We start from the raw sequence: 3,503 nt of genomic DNA, 5'->3' as shown, positions 1-3,503 counted from the left end.
CGGCCTGGACGCCCTCCGCGGCGCACCATTCCAGCAGCCAGTCCAGCTCCTCGGGGGTGTCTGTGGCGAACTTGTTGATCGCCACCACCGGCGTGATGCCGAACTTCTCCACGTTCCGTACATGGCGCTGAAGATTGACGACGCCGGCAGCCAGCGCGTCCAGGTTGGGCTCCTTGAGCTGGTCCTTGGCGACGCCGCCGTGCATCTTCAGGGCGCGGACGGTCGCCACGATCACGACGGCGGACGGAGCCACATCGGCGACGCGTGACTTGATGTCCATGTATTTTTCAGCGCCCAGATCCGCGCCGAAGCCGGCCTCGGTGACGACGATGTCCGCGAGGCTGCGGGCGGTCTGGGTGGCGATCAGGGAATTGCAGCCATGGGCGATGTTGGCGAACGGTCCGCCGTGGACCAGGGCCGGGGTCCCGGCGATGGTCTGCACCAGGTTCGGTTTGATGGCGTCTTTGAGCAGCATGGTCAGGGCCCCTTGGACCCCAAGCTGAGCCACTGAGACCGGCTGCCGGTCGTAGGTGTAGCCGAAAGTGATGCGGCCCAGCCGACCCCGGAGGTCGGCGAGGTCCGTGGCGAGGCAGAAGACAGCCATGATCTCCGAGGCCACGGTGATGTCGAAGCCGTCCTGCCGGGGGATGCCCTGCGTCGGACCGCCCAGGCCGATCACGACCTCGCGCAGGGAACGGTCGTTCATGTCCAGCACCCGCTTGAAGGTCATCCGGCGCGGGTCGATGTTCAGCTCGTTGCCCTGGTAGATGTGGTTGTCCACGAGGGCCATCAGGGCGTTGTTCGCCGAGGTGACGGCGTGGAAGTCGCCGGTGAAGTGCAGGTTGATCTCGTCCATCGGCAGCACCTGGGAGTAGCCGCCGCCCGTGGCGCCGCCTTTCATGCCCAGGATCGGGCCGAGTGACGGCTCCCGCAGCGCGATCATCACCTTGTGGCCGGCCCGGGCCAGGGAATCCGCCAGCCCCACCGTCGTGGTGGACTTGCCCTCGCCGGCGGGCGTGGGCGACATCGCGGAGACGAGCACCACCTTGCCCGGGGCGCGGGCCGGGCCGCCGGCCGTCGAGCCTGCGAGCTTGGCCGGATCGATCTTTGCCTTGTACCGGCCGTAGAGCTCGATGGCCTCGGCGCTGATACCGGCCGCGGCAGCTATCTCCTCGATCGGCTTCATCGTGGCGTTCTGCGCGATCTCCAGGTCACTCATCGCTGCGGCACGGCCGGACGGTGCGGCGGGGGCAGCGGTTCCGGGAATCGTGGTTTCAGACATCCTTGTCCTTTGGCTCGTGGCGTCGGTGGGTGTTCCGGCCAGTGGTTTCAGGCCGCTGTTAACGGCCCGCGGTTCCGGTGGAGGGCGTGTGGCCCACCGGAATGGTCAGGTTTCCAAAATACTGGCTCAGCGCGGTGTGGTAACTCTCCAGCGTGATCGCGGCCGTGCGTTGCCAGCCGAATTCCTGTGCGTGCAGTGAAGCCGCGCGGCCCATGTCCTCGCGGGTCGCCGGGTCGTCATACAGGGCTTCCAGGGCGTCGGCCCAGTCCGCGGCCTTGTGGCCTTCGACGAGCAACCCGGTCCGGCCGTCGAAAATGGCGCGGGACAGCCCGCCGACTTTGGTGGCCACCACCGGTGTCCCGCACGCCTGGGCTTCGAGCGCCACGAGACCAAAGGATTCGCTGTAGGAGGGCATCACCACAACGTCGGCGGCCCGGTACCAGCCAGCCAGCTTCGGGGCGCTGACCGGCGGATGGTGGGTGACGACGTCGTCCATCCCGGCGGCGCTGATCAGCGACTTCAGATCGAAGTCCTTGGACCCGCTGACCGCCCCGACGATGGTCAGCTGAAGGTCGATGTCAGGGCGGCGTGCCCGCAGCAGGGCGGCGGCCTTGATCAGGACCTGCGGGCCTTTCAGGCGCTGGATCCGCCCCGCGAACAGCAGATGGAAGCGGCCCGGCGGCACTCCGTGGGCGGCCCGGGCCCGGCTGCGGAACGCCGGCGTGAAGATGTCCAGGTCCACGCCCGGCGGCGCCACGTCGATGTGGTCGTTATCCGCGTTGTAGTGCGAGACCAGTTCCGCCGCTTCGGTGCCCGTATTGGCGATCAGCCGGGTGGCGCCGTCGACAATCCGCTGCTCGCCGTCCTCGCGCCGGCGCGGTTCCGGCTGCTCACCGGCAACCAGCAGCAGGTTCTTCACTTTGGCCATGGTGTGCATGGTGTGCACGAGGGGCAGTCCCCACAGGCTGGCGAGCTCGAGCCCGGCCACCCCGGAAACCCAGTAGTGCGAATGGATCACGTCGTAGCGGCCGTGCGGCTGGAGCTGCCGGATCCGGTCGATTTCGGCAACCATGCTGTGCAGCAGTTCGGGCAGTTCCTCCTTGGGCAGCTTCCGGGCCGGGCCAGCCAGGACGTTGTGGACGCAGACTCCGGGGGAGGGGTGCTCGACGGCGGCCTGTCCGGCGGACGTGGACCGGGTGAAGATCTCCACCTCGACGCCGGTATCGGCCAAGGCCGCGGCCAGGGCGCGGATGTAAACGTTCATGCCCCCGGCGTCGCCGGAGCCGGGCTGCTCCATCGGCGAGGTGTGCAGGGAGAGGAAAGCGACGCGCCGGATCAGCGACATTCTGCTCCCTCCCTCTCGTGGACAGGTCCTGATGGCCACGCCCTGGTGGACACTGCCGGATCTGCGTTTCGATAAAACACTACTCCTGAAGTTCCCACGGGTTCACAGGGCGGCGGGCGGCGCCGGTCACAGGGCCGGGCGTGCTGCTAACGTGACGGCTGTGAGCATAAGAGACGCGACTGAGTCCACCGCCCCCGGCTGGGTAATTCGTCCGGCCGCCGGCGCGGACTGGCCTGCGGTCTGGGCGATCCTTGAGCCCGTCGTCAGGGCCGGGGAAACATTTACCTGGGACCGGGACACCACCGAGCACCAGGCCCGCGAACGCTGGTTCAAACAGGCCCCGGGCCAGACCTTCGTTGCGGAGGGGCGGGGGGAGCTGGCAGGGGTCATCCTGGGCACCGGCGAGCTGCACGCGAACCAGGGCGGCGGCGGAAGCCACGTCGCCAATGCCGGGTACATGGTCCATCCGGCGCACGGGGGCAAAGGGGTGGCCCGCGCGCTGTGCGCCTACTCGCTGGACGCGGCACGGGCCGCCGGGTTTCGCGCCATGCAGTTCAACGCCGTCGTGGAAAGCAATGTCCGGGCCGTTGCGGCCTGGCGGTCCATGGGCTTCGAAGTGCTGGCCACCATCCCGGAGGCGTTCCTGCACCCGCGCCTGGGCTATGTGGGCCTGCACGTGATGTACCGCCGGCTGTAGGTCCGGTACCTACTGCTTCCCGCGCCAGAGCTCCTGCAATTCCGGAAATGCGTCTTCGTACCCGGCCAGCAGTTTTCCCGCGAGGTCCCCGGAACCGACCAGCGGGTGCCCGGCGAAGGCCGCCAGGGCCGCGTCCCGCCGTCCCGCACCCGTGGTCCCGGCATCCCGGCTGGTGGCCG

Annotated in this window: 3 protein-coding genes; 1 reads left to right on the top strand and 2 read right to left on the bottom strand. The window is 68.5% G+C overall.

From position 1 onward, the window contains the following. On the bottom strand, positions 1 to 1,219 hold a 1,219-nt coding region (locus tag K789_RS0112335; RefSeq protein ID WP_029704974.1), incomplete at its 3' end, for a formate--tetrahydrofolate ligase. 121 nt (positions 1,220 to 1,340) lie between these two features. Beyond that, positions 1,341 to 2,627 (bottom strand): D-inositol-3-phosphate glycosyltransferase, encoded by a 1,287-nt coding sequence (mshA, locus tag K789_RS0112330; protein WP_024367014.1) that lies wholly within the window; start codon positions 2,625 to 2,627, stop codon positions 1,341 to 1,343. Positions 2,628 to 2,787: 160 nt separating this feature from the next. Here mshA and K789_RS0112325 point away from each other — a divergent pair, with 160 nt between their 5' ends. Next, positions 2,788 to 3,324, top strand: coding sequence for a GNAT family N-acetyltransferase (locus tag K789_RS0112325; RefSeq protein WP_024367013.1), 537 nt, complete (start codon positions 2,788 to 2,790; stop codon positions 3,322 to 3,324). Positions 3,325 to 3,503 lie beyond the last annotated feature (179 nt).

The organism is Arthrobacter sp. TB 26 (assembly GCF_000427315.1).
Taxonomy (GTDB): domain Bacteria; phylum Actinomycetota; class Actinomycetes; order Actinomycetales; family Micrococcaceae; genus Arthrobacter.
Note: the sequence above shows the minus strand (reverse complement) of the source record. Positions and strands in the feature narration are given on the sequence as shown.